Annotated in this window: 14 protein-coding genes; 5 read left to right on the top strand and 9 right to left on the bottom strand. The window is 73.6% G+C overall.

Annotated elements, in window-relative coordinates:
• Positions 1–182: 182 nt before the first annotated feature.
• Positions 183–716, bottom strand: a complete 534-nt coding sequence (locus L615_RS21595; RefSeq protein WP_145726429.1) for a Dps family protein — start codon at positions 714–716, stop codon at positions 183–185.
• Positions 717–941: 225 nt separating this feature from the next.
• On the opposite strand from L615_RS21595, the gene L615_RS21590 reads away from it, so the two are divergent.
• Positions 942–1,913: a daunorubicin resistance protein DrrA family ABC transporter ATP-binding protein gene (locus L615_RS21590; protein WP_036519273.1), complete on the top strand. Its 972-nt coding sequence runs from the start codon at positions 942–944 to the stop codon at positions 1,911–1,913.
• A complete protein-coding gene (locus L615_RS21585; RefSeq protein ID WP_028657163.1) occupies positions 1,910–2,710 on the top strand; it encodes an ABC transporter permease in 801 nt (266 codons plus the stop codon). Before L615_RS21590 ends, L615_RS21585 begins: the two co-directional genes overlap by 4 nt.
• A gap of 27 nt (positions 2,711–2,737) precedes the next feature.
• Here the strand turns inward: L615_RS21585 and L615_RS21580 are convergent, their stop codons facing one another.
• The 5 genes from L615_RS21580 to L615_RS21565 all read right to left on the bottom strand — a co-directional run bounded on the left by L615_RS21580 (position 2,738) and on the right by L615_RS21565 (position 8,975).
• Positions 2,738–3,886: a SulP family inorganic anion transporter gene (locus tag L615_RS21580; RefSeq protein WP_222430655.1), complete on the bottom strand. Its 1,149-nt coding sequence runs from the start codon at positions 3,884–3,886 to the stop codon at positions 2,738–2,740.
• Positions 3,877–4,473, bottom strand: a complete 597-nt coding sequence (locus tag L615_RS23915; protein WP_222430654.1) for a SulP family inorganic anion transporter — start codon at positions 4,471–4,473, stop codon at positions 3,877–3,879. Before L615_RS23915 ends, L615_RS21580 begins: the two co-directional genes overlap by 10 nt.
• Entirely contained in the window at positions 4,473–4,805 is a 333-nt protein-coding gene (locus L615_RS21575; RefSeq protein ID WP_028657165.1) for a metalloregulator ArsR/SmtB family transcription factor, read from the bottom strand. Before L615_RS21575 ends, L615_RS23915 begins: the two co-directional genes overlap by 1 nt.
• A gap of 161 nt (positions 4,806–4,966) precedes the next feature.
• Entirely contained in the window at positions 4,967–6,319 is a 1,353-nt protein-coding gene (locus L615_RS21570; RefSeq protein WP_261376806.1) for a cytochrome P450, read from the bottom strand.
• Between the two features lie 121 nt (positions 6,320–6,440).
• Positions 6,441–8,975: a LuxR family transcriptional regulator gene (locus tag L615_RS21565; RefSeq protein ID WP_145726428.1), complete on the bottom strand. Its 2,535-nt coding sequence runs from the start codon at positions 8,973–8,975 to the stop codon at positions 6,441–6,443.
• Between the two features lie 227 nt (positions 8,976–9,202).
• Here L615_RS21565 and L615_RS21560 point away from each other — a divergent pair, with 227 nt between their 5' ends.
• From L615_RS21560 to L615_RS21550, 3 genes are read left to right on the top strand one after another with little or no spacing between them, the layout of a single operon-like run.
• Positions 9,203–9,958, top strand: coding sequence for an HAD family phosphatase (locus L615_RS21560; protein WP_232221860.1), 756 nt, complete (start codon positions 9,203–9,205; stop codon positions 9,956–9,958).
• Positions 9,955–12,477 (top strand): glycoside hydrolase family 65 protein, encoded by a 2,523-nt coding sequence (locus tag L615_RS21555; RefSeq protein WP_084255599.1) that lies wholly within the window; start codon positions 9,955–9,957, stop codon positions 12,475–12,477. Before L615_RS21560 ends, L615_RS21555 begins: the two co-directional genes overlap by 4 nt.
• Positions 12,478–12,536: 59 nt before the next feature.
• The gene (locus L615_RS21550) at positions 12,537–13,772 is read left to right on the top strand and encodes an MFS transporter (RefSeq protein ID WP_028657170.1); all 1,236 of its coding nucleotides are present in this window, start codon (positions 12,537–12,539) and stop codon (positions 13,770–13,772) included.
• Positions 13,773–13,791: 19 nt separating this feature from the next.
• On the opposite strand, the gene L615_RS21545 is transcribed toward L615_RS21550, so the two are convergent.
• From L615_RS21545 to L615_RS21535, 3 genes are read right to left on the bottom strand one after another with little or no spacing between them, the layout of a single operon-like run.
• Entirely contained in the window at positions 13,792–14,682 is an 891-nt protein-coding gene (locus tag L615_RS21545) for an exodeoxyribonuclease III (RefSeq protein ID WP_028657171.1), read from the bottom strand.
• A gap of 37 nt (positions 14,683–14,719) precedes the next feature.
• Positions 14,720–15,700: an NAD-dependent epimerase/dehydratase family protein gene (locus L615_RS21540; protein WP_145726427.1), complete on the bottom strand. Its 981-nt coding sequence runs from the start codon at positions 15,698–15,700 to the stop codon at positions 14,720–14,722.
• A gap of 5 nt (positions 15,701–15,705) precedes the next feature.
• On the bottom strand, positions 15,706–16,269 hold the full coding sequence (locus L615_RS21535) for an NYN domain-containing protein (protein WP_028657173.1): 564 nt from the start codon (positions 16,267–16,269) through the stop codon (positions 15,706–15,708).
• Positions 16,270–16,334: the final 65 nt, after the last annotated feature.

Raw genomic sequence — 16,334 nt, 5'->3', positions numbered from 1 at the left:
GCGCCCGCCGTACTGAGCTCGCGACAGCCCGCCATCAAGGCCCGGAGGTTTCGAGGCTCCTCGCTGGCGCTCGTCGCGCCTCAGCCACCGGGAGCAACGCTCGGCCCGGCGCTATGCCCCGCCCGCCGGACCGGGTGGAGGTCCGGGGCGGGCGGGTCAGCCGCTGGGAGCGCTGACGGGCGTCAGGCGCGGATGGCCTCGGGCACCGAGGCGCCCGGGACGCGACGCTCGGCGTCGGTGAGCCAGGCGAGCTGCTCGAGGCGCTCGAGGATGGTGTGCAGCAGGTCGGCGGTCGTCGGGTCGGCGGCGTCGACGTCGTCGTGGATGCGACGAGCCGTGCCGCACACGGCGTAGAGGGACGCCACGATCGCGTCGATCGCGTCGCCGGTCAGGACCTCGCCCTGCGGGAAGGCCGGCAGGCTGCTCTGCGCAGCGATCCGGGCGGAGGTGCCGTCCGGGACGACGTAGAGGGCACGCATGCGCTCGGCGACGTCGTCGGCGAAGGCACGGGCGGCGTCGACGATCTCGTCGAGCTGGAGGTGCAGGTCCCGGAAGTTCGGGCCCACGATGTTCCAGTGGGCCTGCTTGCCCTGGATCGCGAGGTCGCTGAGGTCGACGAGGAGCTGCTGGAGGTGGCCAGCGACGGTCTCGTCGGCGCGGTAGGCGGGGTGCGAGACGTGCCGCTCGGCGCGGTGGCGGGTTGCGGTGGTCGTCATCGGTTCTGCTTCCTTTCGTCGGATGCGATGTCTCCACAGTACCCCGCTTTTCTTGATTCATTCCAGAAAAGCAAGCCTTGCCTTCCCCCGGGAGCGGGCGGCGCAGGGGGAGCGGGGTGCGGCACATCCCCGGTACCCGGACCGGAGCCGGCGATGAGTTCCGATGTCGGTGGCGGTCCCTAGTGTTCGACACGGGGATCACGAAGAGGAGACGTAGGGACAGTCATGAGCGAACCGATGATCAGCGCGACCGGTCTGGTCAAGCGCTACAAGGACGTCGAGGCCCTCGCCGGCCTCGACCTGGCGGTGCCAGAGGGCAAGGTGCTGGCCCTGCTCGGGCCTAACGGAGCGGGCAAGACCACGGCCGTGCGCTGCCTGACCACGCTGCTGAAGCCCGACGCGGGCACGGCCCGCGTGGCCGGGATCGACGTGGTGGCCGACCCGGCCACCGCCAAGGCGAAGATCGGCCTGTCGGGGCAGTACGCCGCCGTCGACGAGCACCTCACCGCGGCCGAGAACCTCGTCATGATCGGCCGGCTTTACCACCTCGGCCGCCAGCGCTCGAAGGCCCGGGCGCAGGAGCTTCTCGAGCGGTTCGACCTCACCGAGTTCGCCGGCCGGCCCACGAAGACCTACTCCGGCGGCCAGCGCCGACGCCTCGACCTGGCGTGCGCGCTGGTCGCGGCGCCGCCGGTGATCGTGCTCGACGAGCCGACCACCGGGCTCGACCCGCGCAGCCGGCAGCTGATGTGGGACGTCATCCGCGAGCTGGTCGCCGACGGCGCGACGCTGCTGCTGACGACGCAGTACCTCGAGGAGGCCGACGTGCTCGCCGACGACATCGTGGTCATCGACCACGGCCGCGAGATCGCGCACGGGACCGCCGACGAGCTCAAGGCGCAGACCGGCGGCCAGCGGATCGAGGTCGTGCTGTCCAGCCCGGCCGACTCCGACGCCGCCGCGCGCGTCCTCAACCAGGTCGCGGTCGGCGAGGTCCAGGTCGAGGCGGGTGGGCGCGAACTGAAGGCCGCCGTCGGCGACGAGGCCGCGGGTGACCTGCTCCGCGTGCTGCAGGCCTTCGAGCGCGAGGCGGTCAAGGTCCTCGACGTCGGCCTGCGCCGGCCGACCCTCGACGACGTCTTCCTGACCCTGACCGGGCACGAGAGCACCACCGAGCAGACGGAGGCCCAGCAGTGAGCACGATCGCCCAGTCCCTCAACGACGGCTGGGTCGTCGCCCAGCGCAACCTGATCAAGATCGTCCGGGTCCCGGAGATCCTGGTCTTCGTCCTGATCAGCCCGATCATGTTCGTGCTGCTGTTCGCCTACGTCTTCGGCGGCGCGATCGAGACGCCCGGCGTCAACTACCGCGAGTGGCTGATCGCCGGCATCTTCGGCCAGACCATCGTGTTCGGCGCGACCTTCACCGGCGCCGGCCTGGCCGAGGACATGCAGAAGGGCATCATCGACCGCTTCCGGTCGCTGCCGATGTCCAACTCCGCCGTCCTCGTCGGCCGTACGGCGTCCGACGTGGTCTACAACGTGCTGTCGCTCATCATCATGGCGCTCACCGGGCTCATCGTCGGCTGGCGGATCCGCGAAGGCTTCCTCGACGCCCTCGTCGGCTTCGCCCTGCTGCTGCTCTTCGGCTACGCGATCAGCTGGGTGATGGCGATGGTCGGCCTGATGGTGCCGAGCGTCGAGGTCATCAACAACGCGTCGTTCATCGTGATCATGCCGCTGACGTTCATCTCGAACGCCTTCGTGCCGACCTCGTCGTTCAACAGCTTCCTCAAGCCGGTGGTGGAGTGGAACCCGGTCTCCGCGGTCACCCAGGCCAGCCGCGACCTGTTCGGCAACACCGGCGTCGGGCCCGGCTCCGACGCCTGGTCGCTGCAGCACCCGGTCGCCTACACGCTGATCTGGGTCGTCCTCATCATCGCCGTCTTCGCCCCGCTCTCGGTGCGGCAGTACCGCCTCTCCGCCGGCAGGTAGACGCCGCGACCGCGCCGTCCGGCCCGCTCACCCGTGGGCGGTCCGGGCGGCGTGGTCACGGGCGTGGGCGATCGCCTCCGGCGTGGTGGCGAAGAGGTGGCGCTCGTGGGCGAGGCCATCCAGGACGCCCAGCTGCTCGAGGACCGCGCGGTGCTGCGGACGGACCCCGGAGAGCAGGACGGTGACACCACGGCGCTCGAGTCGACCGATGACGTCGGCGAGCACGTGGGCACCGGTGGCGTCGATCGTGGTGACGTGCGACATCCGGAGCACGACCACGCGGACCCGGCTGACCTCGGCGAGCTCGAGCAGGAAGTCGTGGGCCGCTGCGAAGAAGAGCGGGCCGTCGATGCGGTAGGCGACGACCTGCTCGTCGAGAAGCCGCCGCTCCTCCTCCAGGTGGTCGCTGCGGTCGCCCGGCCCGCCGCGGTCGGCCGCGTCGTCGAGCGAGATCTCCTCCAGCCGCGCGGTGCGGGCCGTCTGGCGGAGGGCGAAGAACCCGGCTGCGACCAGGCCCACGAGGACGGCGGCGACCAGGTCGAGCGCGACGGTCGCGACGGCGGTCACGACCAGGGTGGCGGCGTCGCCGCGGGTGGAGCGGACCAGGGCCGACAGGCTGGACACCCGGACCATCTGCACGGCGGTGGCGACCAGCACGCCCGCCAGCGCGGCCATCGGGATCTCGGCGACCCAGCGGGCCCCGACGAGGACGACCGCCAGCAGCACCAGCGCGTGCACGAGCGCGGCCAGCCGTGACGTCGCCCCGGCGCGCACGTTGACCGCGGTCCGCGCGATCGCGGCGGTGGCGGGGAGGCCGCCGAACAGCGGGCTCGCGACGTTGGCCAGGCCCTGGCCGAGGAGCTCGCGGTCCGGCTCGTGCCGCTCACCGACGGTCATCGCGTCGGCCACGCTCGCCGAGAGCAGGCTCTCCAGGGCGCCGAGGGCGGCCACCGCCACCGCGGCGAGGAGGAGCGAGTCGAGGTGCGCCCACGGGACGGCGGGCAGGTGCGGTGCCGGCAGGCCGGAGGGCAGGTGCCCGATCGTGGCCAGGCCGCCGCCCGGGTCCCCGTCGCCGGCGTCGCGGACGACGACGTTGAGCACCGTCGCGCCGGCCACGGCCAGCAGTGCGAACGGGAAGCCGGGGCGGACCCGCGCCCCGAGCAGGATCACCGCCACGACGTCGGGCTCGACGCGCGGGGGGCCGCCACGGCGCCCGGGTGCGGCTCCTCCAGCCACGCCCGGCCGGCCTCGACGGCGAGCACCAGCACCTTCTCGGCGTGGACGTCCACGCCGAGCGCCGAGGGCAACTGCTGGAGCGCGATGATCGCAGCGATGCCGACGGTGAACCCCTCGATCACCGGCACCGGGATGTAGCGGACCGCGCGGCCGGCGCCGCTGAGCGCCAGGCCGAGGAGCAGGAGGCCGGCGAGCAGGCCGACCACCAGGACGCCGTCGGGGCCGTGGTCGGCGACGATCGGGACGAGCACCACCGTCATCGCCCCGGTCGGGCCGCTGACCTGGACGTGGCTCCCGCCGAACACGGCGGCCACCGCGCCAGCCACGATCGCGGTCACGACGCCCGCCCCGGCACCCACCCCGGAGCTGGCGCCGAAGCCGAGCGCGAGCGGCAGCGCAACGAGCGCCACCATGACGCCCGCGGTCAGGTCGCGGGCCGGGCGGGACCGGGTCCAGTCGTCACGCCGCGGCAGCAGGCGGGCAGCGCCGAGGGACACGGCGCCCGGGACCGGGGAGCGCCTGGCCATCAGTCCCTCGTGACGATCAGGTCGTCCTCGAACTCGGCCTGCGCCTCGGCGAGTCCGACGAGGATGGTCCGCGCCGCGAGGAGCAGGTCACGCACCTCGGGCACGCTGATGGAGTAGACGACCTGCCCACCCTGGCGTCGCGACACGACCATGGAGGTACGACGCAGCACGGCGAGCTGCTGGGACAGGTTGCTCGGCTCGATGGCGATCTGCTCGAGCAGCTCGTGCACGGCGTGGTCGCGCTCGGCGAGCAGCTCGAGGATCCGGATACGCGCGGGGTGGCCGAGGGTGCGGAAGAACTCCGCCTTGGCCTGGTAGAGCGGCACGCCCATCGTCGACCCCCGTCGGCTCGGTCGGCGCACGCCCGGTGCGCGCGCCCGCCCGACCAGCATAGGACAAGACTTGAAAAAGTCTTCAATCCATCAAGTCGAGGAGCCGCGCCGGACGAGCACGAACGCCGGCACCCCCGGGTCGGGGGCACCGACGGGGTGCGTCAGGCGGAGATCTCGGCGCGGGCGCCCTCGAGGAGGACGGGGAGCGCCTCGACGCCGTACACGGCGGAGAGCTTGCGGAACTCGAGGTCGTCGATGTCGGCGGCCATGGCGAGGTCGGGGAAGCGCTCGGCGAGCATCCGCAGGGCGGTGCGCAGCTCCATGCGGGCGAGCTCGGCACCGACGCAGCGGTGCATGCCCCAGCCGAAGGCGAGGTGCCGGGTCGGCTCGCGGGACGGGTCGAACTCGTCGATGCCCTCGGCGAGCGCAGGGTCGCGGTTGGCGGCCAGGAGCGAGACGCCGACGGCGTCGCCCTCCTTGATGCGCACGCCGCCCACCTCGACGTCGGTCCTGGCGAAGCGCAGGAACGCGAGCTGGACCACGCACAGGTGGCGCAGCAGCTCCTCGATCACCTTGTTGACCTGCTCGCCGTCGCCGGAGCGCAGCATCTCGCCGGCCTGCGGAGTGGTGGCGATGAGGTAGGCGCCGAGCGCAAGCATGCTGGCGGAGGTCTCGTAGCCGCCGAGGAAGACGCCGTCGGCGATACCGCCCAGCGTGACGTCGTCGAGCTCGTCACCGTGCTCCTTCAGCAGCGCGCCGATCAGGCCGTCACCGGGGTCGGCCCGCTGCTCGCGCACCGCGTTGATGAGGAACTCACGGGTGTGGGCGGCCGCCCCGAACGCGCCGGCGCCGCCCTCGGTGAGGTCGAAGCGCGCGACGCCGAGCTCGAGGAAGCGGGCGCGGTCGTCGACCGGCAGGCCGAGGAGGTCGCAGATGACGTCGAACGGTACGGCGAAGGCGAACTCCTGCACCATGTCGACCGCACGGCCGTCGCGACCGGCGGCCTCCATCGCGTCGAGGCGCTGCTGCACGATCGACTCGATCCCCGGCTGGAGACGGGCGAGGCGGCGCATCGTGAACTCGGGCGTGAGGTACTTGCGCAGCTGGGTGTGCAGCGGCGGGTCGGTCATGCCGAGGCCGCCGATCTGCTCCTCCTCGCTGCGTCCCTCCTGGGAGACGAACTGGCCGAGGTCGTTGGACCACGTCTCGGCACCGCCGGCGAGGACCTCGCGGGCGGCGTCGTACCCGCTGCCCAGCCACACGCCGCGGCCGAAGAGCTSCGSGRGCTTCTTCACCGGCTGCTCGGCCTGCACCCGCTTCATCTCGGGGAGCGGGTCGAGGCCGTCGCGCTTGAGCGGCAGCGTGACCGACTCCGGCAGGAAGCGCAGCTTCCGCAGGTCGATGCCGTTGCGCATGGTCCGGTTCAGGAGCCACATGCCCACGCGCTGCTTGACCGGTCCGAGGACCGGGTCGAGCACGGGCCCGATGACCGAGCCGATGAAGGGGAGCCGCATGAGTCGTATTCCACCAGAACGTGGAGCCCTTGGCAGATCGGTGGGTCCCCTGAGGCGACCCTGATCCTGAGAGATGCGTCTCGTCGGCCACCGCAGGCGGGCCACCGGAGGCGGCCCCCCGTCAGGAGGCGACGGAACCGACCAGCCCGAGCGCCCGGGCCCGGGCCAGCGCCTCCTTCCGGCCGCCGGCACCGAGCTTGCGGTAGAGCGCAGTCGCCTGGTCCTGCACCGTGCTCGACGGGACGACCAGCTCCGCGGCGGTCTGCTCGACGCTCAGCCCGCGCGCCAGGCAGTCGAGGACGACCTGCTCGTGCTCGGCGAGGGTGACCACCTCGACCTGGTCCGGGAACACGGTGGGCACGCCGACGCGGAACCCGAGCAGGTCGCCCAGCTCGACGGTGTCGGCCAGCCGCTCGCGCAGCCGCGGGGGCAGCTGCGCCACCGACGACCAGCACCGGTGCCGCCGCAGCAGCCGGGCCGCGCGCTCCCCCGGCGGCCGGCCCGGGCTGGACCAGCCGAGCTCGGCCTGCGCGGCGGCCTGCAGCAGGGCGAGGTCGAGCCGGTGGCGCAGCCAGGCGTCCTCGGACAGCGCCTCGACCAGCACGTCCTCGGGGCGACCCTCGAGCGCGGCCAGCCGGGCCCGTCGTACGACGGCCCAGTCGGCGTCTTGCGTCGCCTCGGCCAGCACCCGCCGGGCCAGGGTGCCCTGGCCGGCCGCCGTGCGGGCGTCGACCTCGAGCTGGGCCAGCACCACGTGGGCCCAGGTGCCCGGCTGGCAGTGGGCCGGGTGCAGCTCGCGCGCCCGGTCGAGCTCGACCAGGACGGTGGACGGGTCGCCCCACATCAGCTCGTAGCCCGCCACCGCGAGCAGGACGAAGGGCCACGTCTCGCCCCCGGTCCGCAGCCGGAGCCCGTCGACGACGGTCCGCGCCTCGTGCTCGCGCATCTCCTCGACGGCGAGGGCGAACCGGGCGAGGTCGTGGAAGACCTGCAGGCAGGGCGGCACGACGACGTCCGACGCCGTCGTGGCGTCGGCCAGGTGCTGGCGCGCACCGACCGCGTCACCGGTCACGGCGGCGACCAGGGCCAGGGCACTGGCCGCGGTGGCGGCGACGGCGTGGGAGGGGTCGTGGCAGCTCCAGTGCCGGGCCTCGCGGAAGCAGTCCACGGCGCGGGACCACTCGTCGGCCAGCAGCCAGGTGATGCCGGTCTGCAGCCACAGGGTGGGCAGCATCTCGAGCACGGCGGGGTTGTCGTCGCGGGCGAGCGCGCGGCAGGCCGGCTCGGCGGCCGACTCCGCGAGCTCGGCGGCGTCGCCGATCCGGCCGGACACCCGCGCGTCACCCATCTCGACCAGCGCCCGCGCCGCGCGCCCGAGGGGCGTCGCTCCGGCACCGCCGAGCAGCCGGGCGGTGTCGATGCCCTCCGGCCAGTCGGCACCGTCCTTCGCCCAGGCGCGGTACGCCGTCGCCGCCATCGAGACGGTCGGCCGGTCTCCGACACCGGCGCGGCCGACCACCTCGAGGACGCGGGCCATCAGCGCGGCGTCGTACGCCACGAACATCCAGGCCTCCTCGAAGAGCTCGACGAGCAGGCCGGAGTCGTCCATCTCGAGCACCTGGCGGAACGCCTCGCGCCACCGGTCCTCCCGCCTGGCCTCCTCGAGCAGCTCGCGCTGGAGGGCCCGCCGTTCCTGCGCACCCCAGGTGCAGGGGGCCAGGCGGAGGGCGGGGCGCACCACGTCGGGGACCTCGAGCAGGACCTCGTTGCCGCGCGCGACCTCACGCAGCATCCCGAGCTCGACCAGCCGCCCGACCAGCGGCGCCGGGTCCGGGTCGTCGGCGATCCTCGCGACGGTCCGGGCGTCGAGCCGGCCGAGGTGCGACGCCCGGGTGAGCAGCTCGAGCTCTGCCGGCACGAGGCGGTCGACCAGCCAGCTCGCGACCTCGTCGTCGAGGGCCGCCGCGGTGGCCTCGAGGGTCGCGGCCCGGCTGAGGGAGGGGTCGCCACCGAGCTCGGCGAGGACCCGGGTGGCACGGTCGACCAGCACCGCCCAGCCGTCGTACCGGCGCAGCCAGGACTGCACCAGCTCGTCACACTCCACCCCACGCCGGCGCGCGAGCTCGACCACCTCCTCGGGGCGCAGCCGCAGGTCGTCACGGTCGAGGACGGTGACCTCCACGAGCGGGTGGAGGAGCGGGAGCGACGGCGCCCGCAGGGTCGTGGCGAGCACGAAGAGGTTGTCGTGCCGGTGCGCGAGCCGGGCGGCCGAGACGAGCAACTCCTGGTCGTCCGCCGGCACGTCCTCGAGCACGACGACGACCCGTCCCGCGGTGCGCAAGAGGCGACCCAGCGCCGCGACCGGGTCGCGGCGCCGCCGGACCCGCAGCCCGAGGCCGTCGGCGACGCGGCGCCAGACCTCGGCGGGGTCCTCCCCGGGCAGGACGTCCACCCACGCGACCGCGAGGTCGTCGGACGGCCGGGCCCGGAGCCAGGACGCGAGCGCCGTCGTCCGGCCGGTTCCCTGCGGCGCGACGACGAGCGTCATCGGTGACCACTGGTCGAGGGCCTGCTCGACGTGCCGGCGCACGACGAGGTCGCCGGGCAGCCGTGGCAGCCCCCAGCGGTCAGGCGTTGTTGCACGCAGACCTTGCATCGATCCCCCAGTGACGAGCCGGCGGTGTTGCCCTGCGCCGGTCGGACCGCATCACGGTAGAACGCCGTCCCGCGTCCTCGAATGCGATTGTTGACATCGGCCCCCCTGACGCCGGTTTCTTTACCCTCCCCGACCGCCCGCCGAACCTCCCGGCCGCCGGACCCGGTCACCTCCGTCACACCTTCGCGACCGCGTGTCGACACCCGCCGTGCCGTTAGCCTGAGTCCGTGCCTGACACCTCAGTGGACTGGGACCAGTACGACGCCGTGCTCTTCGACCTCGACGGCGTCGTCACGCCGACGGCGGAGGTGCACATGCACGCCTGGGCGGCGATGTTCTCCGCCTTCCTCGCGGCGCAGTCCGCGCGCGACGGGGTCGACTACCCGGCGTACACCGACCAGGACTACTTCGACCACGTGGACGGCAAGCCGCGCTACGACGGCGTGCGCTCCTTCCTCGAGTCCCGCGGGATCAGCCTCCCGGAGGGCACGCCCGACGACCCGCCGGACGCGGAGACCGTGTGCGGGCTGGGCAACCGCAAGAACGACGCGTTCAACGACGTGCTCGCCGCGGAGGGTGTGGCGGCCTACCCCGGCTCGGTGCGGCTGATCGAGCAGCTGCACGCGCAGGGCAAGCCGATGGCGGTCGTCTCGTCGTCGCGCAACGCCCCCGCGGTGCTGGAGGCCGCTGGCCTGAGCCACTACTTCGCGACCGTCATGCACGGCGGGCTGGCTGCCGAGCTGGGCCTGCCGGGCAAGCCGGCCCCTGACACCTTCGCCCACGCCGCGGAGACGCTCGGCGCGACCAACGCGCGGTCGGTGGTTCTGGAGGACGCGATCAACGGCGTCGCCGCCGGCCGGGCCGGGGACTTCGGGCTGGTGATCGGCGTCGACCGCGGCGCCGGTGCGAAGGCGCTCACCGACGCGGGTGCGGACGTGGTGGTCGCCGACCTGGCCGAGCTGGTGGCGGGAGACGCCGCGTGAACGCCTTCGAGGGCCCCTCGCACAAGGCGCCGCCGCTGACCGACCCGCTCGACCGCACCCGCTTCCCCGCCGACGAGTGGCGCCTGGTCGAGACCCGCTTCGACTCCTCCGACCTGGGCATGACCGAGTCGCTGTTCACCGTCGGCAACGGCTACCTGGGCCTGCGCGGCAACTACTCCGAGAGCCGCGACGCCCACCTGGACGGCTCGTTCATCAACGGCTTCCACGAGACCTGGCCGATCTCCCACGCGGAGGAGGCCTACGGCTTCGCCCGTATCGGGCAGACGATCGTCAACGTCCCGGACCCGAAGGTGATCCGGCTCTACGTCGACGACGAGCCGTTGCAGGTGTCGGTCGCCGACCTCATCGAGTACGAGCGCGCGCTCGACTTCCGCACCGGTGTGCTCACCCGCGACCTGCTGTGGCGCACGCCCGGCGGCAAGCGGGTGCGGATCCGCAGCACCCGCATGGTGCCGCTCGAGCAGCGCCACCTCGCCGTGCTGACCTTCGAGGTCACCCTGCTCGACCAGCGGGCGTCCCTGGCGATCTCCTCGCAGCTGATCAACCGGCAGGACATGGAGAAGGAGGAGGCCGACGCCTCCGGCGACGACTCCGGCGAGGGCGGCGCCGACCCGCGCAAGGCGGAGATGTTCGAGCGCCGCGTGCTGGTGCCGCGCCTGCACGGCGCCGACCGCGAGACCGGCCGGATCAAGCTCGGCTTCCGTACCGCGGAGAGCGGGATGACCCTCGGGGTCGTCGCCGACCACACGCTCGAGACCGAGGCGTCGTACTCCATGGAGGTCCACTCCGAGGACGACATGGCGAAGGTGATCTACCGGATCGCCGCCGAGCCCGACGTCCCGGTGCGGTTGACCAAGCTGGTGTCCTTCCACACCGCCACCACGGTGCCACCGCGCGAGCTGATCGACCGCTGCGAGCGCACGCTGGACCGCACCCACGAGGAGGGCGTCGAGCAGCAGTTCGCCGCCCAGGAGGCATGGCTGGCGGACTTCTGGGCCCGCGCCGACGTCGAGGTGCCCGGCCACCCGGCGCTGCAGCAGGCGATCCGCTGGAACATCTTCTCGATCCTCCAGGCGTCGGCGCGCGCCGAGGGGCAGGGCATCGCGGCGAAGGGGGTGAGCGGCTCGGGGTACGGCGGCCACTACTTCTGGGACACCGAGATCTACGTGATGCCGTTCCTCACCTACACGCTGCCGTGGGCCGCCCGGAACGCGCTGCGCTTCCGCTACTCCCTGTTGGGCAACGCGCGCCACCGCGCCCGCGAGCTGTCGCAGAAGGGCGCGCTCTACCCGTGGCGCACGATCAACGGCCACGAGGCGTCGGCCTACTACGCCGCCGGCACCGCGCAGTACCACATCGACGCGGACATCGCCTACGCCCTGAGCCAGTACGTCGGGGCGACCGGCGACGAGGAGTTCCTCAGCCGCGAGGCCGTCGACATCTTCGTCGAGACCGCGCGGATGTGGGCCGACCTCGGCTTCTGGCGCGACGAGAACAAGCGCACCTTCCACATCCACGGCGTCACCGGGCCGGACGAGTACACGACCGTGGTGAACGACAACCTCTACACGAACGTCCTCGCGCGATTCAACCTCCGTCGCGCCGCCCGGGCGGTGTGGGAGCTGCAGCGCAACGACCCGGACGCCTACCAGGCGCTGGTCCGTCGTACCGGCCTGACCGAGGAGGAGCCGGAGGAGTGGGCGCAGTGCGCGCAGGGGATGTTCATCCCCTACGACGAGTTCCTCGGCATCCACCCGCAGGACGCGCACTTCCTCGAGCGCGAGATGTGGGACCTGGAGAACACCCCGCTCGACAAGCGGCCGCTGCTGCTGAACTACCACCCGCTGGTGATCTACCGCTTCCAGGTGCTCAAGCAGGCCGACGTCGTGCTGGCGCTCTTCCTGCAGGGCGAGGAGTTCACCGCGGAGCAGAAGAAGGCGGACTTCGACTACTACGACCCGATCACCACCGGTGACTCGACGCTGTCGGCGGTCGTGCAGTCGATCATCGCCGCCGAGGTCGGCTACCACGACCTCGCGCTGCGCTACTTCGTCGCGGCGCTCTTCGTCGACCTCGCGGACCGGCACAACAACACCGCCGACGGCGTGCACGTCGCCTCGACCGGCGGCGTGTGGAGCGCCCTGGTGTCCGGTTTCGGCGGCTTCCGCGACATCGGCTCCGGCGCGGGCGACCAGCAGTGGCAGATCGACCCGCGGCTGCCCGACGGCTGGGAGTCGCTGACCTACCGGGTCACCCTCCAGGGCACCCGGCTGCGGGTGACCGTGCGGCCCGAGGAGCTGGAGCTGTACGTCGAGGAGGGCACCGGCCCGGTCACGCTGTCCGTGCGCGGGGAGCTGGTCAAGGTCGGCGCCGGCGCGCCGGTGACCGTCGCGCTCGAGCACCAGGGTCCGCGGCTGGGCGGCGAGCCGCCGTACCCCGCCGGGATCCAGCGCGCGGACGGGACCGTGATCTCGGCGATCGTGCCGTCCGGCGACTGAGTTATCCGCCCAGCGAGACAGATTCGTCTCGCTGGACGGACAGGTGGTTCACTGGGACGATGACCGCGACCGAGGCTGCGCCGACCCGCACGGTCTCCGGCGCCCGGCGCTGGGCGATGCTGGCAGTGAGCACCGGCGGGCAGGCCGCGTCCGCCGCGATGGTCGTGGCGCCGAGCTTCCTCATCCCCGAGCTGCACCGGCCGGTCGCCGACGGCGGCTACGGGATGTCGCTGGCCGAGGCCGGCCTGGTCGCCTCGGCGGCGATGACCGGGATGATGGTCTCGCTCGTCGCGTGGGGCCTGGTCGTCGACCGCCGCGGCGAGCGGTTCGCACTCCTGGGCGGTCTCGTCATCGCCGCGCTCGGCGGTGCGGCCGCCACGCTGACGGGTGACCCGTGGCCGATGGCCGCCGCGCTGGCCGTCGGCGGCGTCGGCGCCGCGGCGACCAACTCCGCCTCCGGCCGGGTGGTCGTCGGCTGGTTCCCGCCGGAGCGGCGCGGGCTGGCGATGGGCATCCGGCAGACGGGGCAGCCGCTCGGCGTGGGCCTGTCCGCGGGCACGGTCGCGGTGATCGCCCACCACCACGGCATCGGCCCGGCCCTGCTCGTGCCGACGCTAGCCACGGCCCTCAGCGCGGTCCTGGTGGCGCTCGTCGTCCTCGACCCGCCCCGGCCGCCGCGGGTGGCGACCGGCACGGCCACGAACCCCTACCGGCAGGACGGCTTCCTGGCCCGCGTGCACGGTGCGTCGGTGCTGCTGGTCGTGCCGCAGTTCCTGGTGTGGACCTTCGGCCTGACCTGGCTGGTGACCGACCTCGGCTGGTCGCCGGGCGTCGCCGGCCTGGTCGTCGCCGGCACCCAGGTCGCGGGCGCCGCAGCCCGCGTCGCCGCCGGCTGGGTCTCCGACCGGGTCGGCGGCCGGATGCGGCCGATGCGGGCGGTCGCCGTCGTCGCGGCCGCGACCATGGCGCTCCTCGGCCTCGCCGCAGCTGGCGCCGACTCGTCCGGCGCGGTCGCTGCGGCGGCGGTGGTGCTGCTGGTCGTCGCGTCGGCCGTGACCGTCGCCGACAACGGGCTGGCCTTCACCGCGGTCGCCGAGCGGGCGGGGCCGTACTGGTCCGGGCGTGCGCTCGGGCTGCAGAACACCGCGCAGCACGTCGCCGCGGTCGCGGTGCCGCCGCTGGCGGGGCTGGCGATCACGGCCTCCGGCTACGGGACGACGTTCGCCCTCGCGGCGCTCTTCCCGCTCCTCGCGGTCGCGGTGGTGCCGGTGCGCGGCGAGCGCGGCGTGGCCTGACCCTCCCGGCTCCGTCCGGTCAGGCCAGGGCGTCGAGGTCGTAGTCGACGACCACCGGCGCGTGGTCGCTGAGTCGCACGCCGAGGTGCTCGCGATCGACGACCGCGACCTGCGCCGCGCGGGCGAGTCGCGGGGTGGCCAGGTGGTAGTCGATGCGCCAGCCGGCGTCCTTCTCGTAGGCGCGGCCCAGCCAGCTCCACCACGAGTACGGCCCGTCGACGTCCGGGTTGAGCCGGCGCACGACGTCGACGAGGGTGCGCGGGCTGAGCTGGGCGTCGAGCCACGCGCGCTCCTCGGGCAGGAAGCCCTCGACCTGGTTGCTGCGCCGCCAGTTCGCCACGTCGTGGCGGGTGTGCGCGATGTTGAGGTCGCCGGTCAGCAGGAACTCACGGCCCTGCGCAGCAGCCGCCTTGCGCGACGCGGCGAGGTGGCGGGCGAAGCCGGCCATGAACTTCATCTTGCGGGCGTGCTTCGCGCCCCCGTCCGGCGCCTCGCGCATCCGCCGCGGGTCCTGCAGGTGGGCCGGCAGCCCGCCCTTGGGCAGGTAGAGGCTGGCGACGGTGAGGGGTACGTCGGCCAGGTCGACCTCCACGTAGCGGCCCTCGGTCGCGTGCGTGCGCAGCGCCCGCGGCAGGGGGCGGTCGGGGTCGGTGACCGACCAGGTCCGCACGGCAGCCGGCGGCTGGCGGGTCAGCACGGCGACCCCGTTGCGCCCGGCGAGCTCGCCGGCGTCGTACGCCGCGTGGAAGTCGCCGAAGGCGCCCTCCGGCAGCGCGTCGACCGGGCAGCGCACCTCCTGCAGGGTGACGACGTCGCAGCCGCGGGTCGCGAGCCAGTCGTCGAAGCCGCGGCGGTGCGCGGCGCGGATGCCGTTGATGTTGGCGGTGGCGATGCGGAACGGGCGAGGCACCCGAGGAGGCTAGGTGACGGCGGGCCGCAGCCCGAAGTCAGCGCTCGCGCCAGCGCGCGAGCAGCCCGGCCTCCCGGGCCCGGTCGATGCCGGTGACCACCGCGGCCGGGTCGGCGGCCAGCCACGCGCGGGTGTCGCGGGTGGTCTCGGCGAGCGGGCGCACGACCAGCCCGGCGACGAGGGCGGGCTGCTGGTCGTGGGCCAGCATGCCGTCGTACTCAGGGCGGGGGAGCCACACCGGGATGCTGTCGGGGCCGGCCCACGGCTCGACACCCTCAGCCTGGAGGAAGTCCTGGTCGACCCAGGCGAGGTCGGCGTCGGGGAGGCACTCGCCGAGGAAGTCGCCGAAGGGCACCACCGGTCCGACGGCGTCGAACGTGCCGCCGGTGCGCTGCTCGGCCACGGTGACCAGCCACGCGGCGAGGTCGCGCACGTCGATGACCTGCACCGGCGCGGCGGGGTCGCCGGGCGCGAGCACGGGGCCGGTCTCCTCCGAGCGCGCCGCCCAGTAGGTGAACCGCCCGCTGGGGTCGCCGGGCCCGACGATCAGGCCGGGCCGCACGACCGCGGCGTCCGGGTGGGCGTCGAGGACCAGCCGCTCGCAGGCGACCTTCATCCCGCCGTACGCGTCGGGGTCGGTCGCGAGGTCGACGTCGTCGATGACCGGCTCGCGCMSCCGGCCGGCGCCGGGCCCGGCCGGGTCGGCGTCGTCGGCGTAGACCGAGATGGTGGACACGAACACCCAGTGCGGGTCGCCGGGAACCTCCGCGAAGGCGGTGAGGGCGCTACGCACGTGCGAGGGCTGGCGGGCGACGTCGACGACCGCGTCGTAGGGCCCGACCGCGCCCAGCTCGGGCGGCGCCTCCCCGGCCCGGTCCCAGTGCACGCCGGCCACACCGTCGGGCAGGCCGCCGGAGACGCCGCGGTTGGCCGCGACCACCTCGTGGCCGCGGCGCACGGCCTCCGCCGCCACCTCGCGGGACAGGAACCGGTTGCCACCCAGGACCAGCAGTCGCATCGGGCTCAGATGAACTGGGTCGGGTCGAACTCGTCGATCGGGATGATCCGCACGCGCGGCAGCCGCTCGTTGAACGCGTTCACGTCGTACTCGAGGTCGAAGAACTCCAGGCCCCGCGACGCCAGCTGGGCGAAGCCTGCGTTGCGGAACTCCGAGAAGCCCATGAGGCCGACCCGGCGCTCGTCGTCGAGGAGGTCCTCGACCTGGTCGAGGAAGTCACCGTCGTTGCTGACCAGCACCACGTCGTCGTCGCGCTCCGCGAGCGCGACCAGGGTGCGCTGGATGGCGATGTCGACGACCTTCTGGCCGGGCCCGCCCGACAGCGGGATCGGCTTGAAGCCGATCGCCAGCAGCGCCTGCACGAACGACATCGGCAGCTCGGCGTTGGCGGCGAGGAAGAACAGGCCGTTGGCCTGCTGGCCCCAGCGTCGCTCGACGAACTGCAGGAGGCGCTCCCAGCGGGGGCGCTCCTCGGGCCGCGGCCGCCGGCCGAGGATCGAGGTCCCCAGCGTCGCGTCGATGTTCTCCCCGTCGACGAGGACGTGGGTGGTGCGGGCGGTCTCGGCCATGGTCCGACCCTAGCCCCACCGGCGCGCGCCGTCCCCTGCCGTGTGCTGACGTGGCCGCCGGCGGC

It is taken from the genome of Nocardioides sp. J9, assembly GCF_007829375.1.
Lineage (GTDB): Bacteria > Actinomycetota > Actinomycetes > Propionibacteriales > Nocardioidaceae > Nocardioides.
The sequence above is the reverse complement of the archived record's forward strand: the minus strand, read 5'-3'. Positions and strand labels throughout refer to the sequence as shown.

Bases quoted from the DNA above. Each gene is read 5' to 3' on its own strand.
- L615_RS21595 (WP_145726429.1), bottom strand. From the start codon at position 716: ATGACGACCACCGCAACCCGCCACCGCGCCGAGCGGCACGTCTCGCAC.
- L615_RS21590 (WP_036519273.1), top strand. From the start codon at position 942: ATGAGCGAACCGATGATCAGCGCGACCGGTCTGGTCAAGCGCTACAAG.
- L615_RS23915 (WP_222430654.1), bottom strand. From the start codon at position 4,473: ATGGCCAGGCGCTCCCCGGTCCCGGGCGCCGTGTCCCTCGGCGCTGCC.
- L615_RS21575 (WP_028657165.1), bottom strand. From the start codon at position 4,805: ATGGGCGTGCCGCTCTACCAGGCCAAGGCGGAGTTCTTCCGCACCCTC.
- L615_RS21565 (WP_145726428.1), bottom strand. From the start codon at position 8,975: ATGCAAGGTCTGCGTGCAACAACGCCTGACCGCTGGGGGCTGCCACGG.
- L615_RS21550 (WP_028657170.1), top strand. From the start codon at position 12,537: ATGACCGCGACCGAGGCTGCGCCGACCCGCACGGTCTCCGGCGCCCGG.
- L615_RS21535 (WP_028657173.1), bottom strand. From the start codon at position 16,269: ATGGCCGAGACCGCCCGCACCACCCACGTCCTCGTCGACGGGGAGAAC.